This is a genomic window from Tolypothrix campylonemoides VB511288_2, from assembly GCF_045999855.1.
Taxonomy (GTDB): domain Bacteria; phylum Cyanobacteriota; class Cyanobacteriia; order Cyanobacteriales; family Nostocaceae; genus Scytonema; species Scytonema bouteillei_A.
Genome location: NZ_JBFPMW010000003.1, coordinates 521,699 through 523,462 on the forward strand (window position 1 = coordinate 521,699; position 1,764 = coordinate 523,462).

General features: G+C 45.1%; 2 protein-coding genes. Both read right to left on the bottom strand.

Annotated features, from left to right (window positions below):
* Window positions 1-78: 78 nt before the first annotated feature.
* On the bottom strand, window positions 79-303 hold the full coding sequence (locus AB0756_RS10990) for an MbtH family protein (protein ID WP_038092767.1): 225 nt from the start codon (window positions 301-303) through the stop codon (window positions 79-81).
* Between the two features lie 80 nt (window positions 304-383).
* Window positions 384-1,670 carry an MFS transporter gene (locus tag AB0756_RS10995; protein ID WP_050045146.1) on the bottom strand — a complete coding sequence of 429 codons (1,287 nt, stop codon included), beginning with the start codon at window positions 1,668-1,670 and terminating at the stop codon, window positions 384-386.
* Window positions 1,671-1,764 lie beyond the last annotated feature (94 nt).

Genomic DNA, 1,764 nt, shown 5'->3' on the forward strand with positions numbered 1-1,764 from the left:
ACAAGTTCGCAGTTGCGCTTTAGCGCTAAAGCGCAACTACAGGTTTTTATTGCGATACGAATTTATCAAATGTAGTACTTAGCTTGATTGTGCTAATTTTTCCATTTGCTGACGCAAGCTAAGTGGTCTCATATCAGTCCATACTTCCTTGATGTAATCTAGGCATTCTGCCTTTGTCCCGCTTTTACCAACATCTTTCCAACCCAAAGCATTTTCCCGCTCGCTCGGCCAAATTGAGTACTGTTGTTCGTGATTGACAACAACTTTGTAGATAGTTTTGTCTTCAAGGTCATTCCAATTCATAATCACTCCAAAAAAATTGACAGTTAGTTTGCTTGTTTCAGCACTGTGTACGCTATTGACTTGCATGCACAGGCAGTTATTTAGTAGGAGATAACATTTGGGATATCCGATTCTACCCGTCGCAAGCGTGGAGAAAGATAGCTAGTAACAATTGCTGCTATCAAGAGCATTCCCATGATGATGAATAGCAAGCCAATGCCACGTCCCGGTCCGACACCAATTATCTTTCCAACACTTCCAGCTAATGGTCCATTAACGGTAAGCAGTGGCTCAAACACACGGTCAGCTAGTGGTCCAGCAACTAGGTAAGCAAGCAGCAGGGATAAATTAATCAGCATTCGGTTGACAGCAAAGACTCTTGCCCGCACATCAGACGCAATTTTGCTCTGAAAAATGGCTTGCCTGGAACTGACAACGATCGGCAGACTGAAAAAGTGAACGAAAATGGCAACAGTACACAACACAACATCACGACGTAACCCAGCTAGCAGCATGCATAACCCACCTAATAGCATAAACCCGAGTACGTTATAGATGCGACGCTTCCCTCCACCCCAAGTGCTGATGAATGCTGTGCCAAGTATCATGCCGCTGCCACCGATGGACAGCATCGTGCCAAGTACGGTGGTCGAGGTAAAGGAAAGGAACAGCGGTGTCGATAGCACAACAGCAATTCCCTCAACAAAATGGTAGATACAGTTAAGAATTAATAACCAAAACAACCCAGGGCGAGTTGTGATATAATTCCACCCTACCAAGCTATCTTTCCACACAAAGTTTTTCGACACTTCGGCTTTTGTTGTAGTTCCAGGTTTGGGTAACCGAACGAGCAAGAGCATCACAAGGCAGAAAACAAAGCTAATTCCGTCAAGTATGAGGACACCTTGAATCTGAATGGTTACTAGCAGAAAGCCTCCTAGCACTGGCGAAATTAGCTGTGCAATAGCTAACCCTAGTTGGAACATTCCATTGGCACGAACTAAATGCTGCGGTGGTACAATCTGTGCGATCGTCGCATCATAAGCAGGCCACTGCAAGGCGTTGAAAGCGGAACTAGCAGTTGTAGCGACGTAGATATGCCAAAGTTCAAGATGTCCAATGAAAAGTAGCAGTGTCATCGAAAGGATGCTCAACCCAGCTCCGCAATTGCCTAAAATCATTAGCCAGCGCCTGTTCCACCGATCGCCAAGCGCACCCGCAAGCGGGGAGATGATGATGTTTGGTAGCATAGTTAGCACAGAAATCAGCGCAAACTGAGTAACTGAGTTGGTATTTTTGTAGACCCATAAACTTAAGGCAAAGCCAGTTAAGCCAGAGCCAAGGAGGGATACCAGTTGTCCAAACCAAAGGATGATAAAGGTCTGCATTTTTTGGTTACTTAATTATCTGCCCGTGCCTGCGTAATGCAGCGTTTCATATGTTCTGCCAGAACTTGGTCGTTTGGTGTGCCTAGTTATTTTT

What these genes read in the sequence shown, in the direction of transcription:
- AB0756_RS10995 (WP_050045146.1), bottom strand. Translation starts at nt 1,670, where the DNA reads ATGCAGACCTTTATCATCCTTTGGTTTGGACAACTGGTATCCCTCCTT.
- AB0756_RS10990 (WP_038092767.1), bottom strand. Translation starts at nt 303, where the DNA reads ATGAATTGGAATGACCTTGAAGACAAAACTATCTACAAAGTTGTTGTC.